The sequence below is a fragment of the Acinetobacter sp. genome, assembly GCF_036666595.1.
Taxonomy (GTDB): Bacteria; Pseudomonadota; Gammaproteobacteria; order Pseudomonadales; family Moraxellaceae; genus Acinetobacter.
Genome location: NZ_JAVWVO010000102.1, coordinates 1 through 371, shown reverse-complemented (window position 1 = coordinate 371; position 371 = coordinate 1). Strand labels below are relative to the sequence as shown.

1 pseudogene is annotated in these 371 nt (G+C 34.5%); it reads right to left on the bottom strand.

From position 1 onward, the window contains the following. Positions 1-53: 53 nt before the first annotated feature. Positions 54-371: pseudogene (locus RR876_RS17015) on the bottom strand (hypothetical protein); the annotation flags it as partial.

The window sequence follows — 371 nt, the reverse complement described above, 5'->3', positions numbered from 1 at the left end:
GCCACCAGTAAGTATTTATCCATTCTTCCTCCCCCACTTTTACCATTACTACATCAATGTTCTTTACCCGAAGCATTTACTTTATTTTCTTCTATCTGAAAAGAATTAAATAATTTTAAAGAATCACGCTGAATTTTTTCCCAATGTGGCAGAAGCTCCGCATGGAAATCAATCTCTAAACTACTCGTGTTAAAACCATAATTTGGTACATGACTATTTAATTCACACGCCGTAGCACCACTTGGATATGAAGCACACGCAATGACTACACCAATGCCTTTCCCGTTTTCTTCTTTCCAGTAAATTTTTTTAGAAATATTATCTTGCTCTCCCAAATCTATTTCATAAAGTGACAAACTTGCATTAAATTT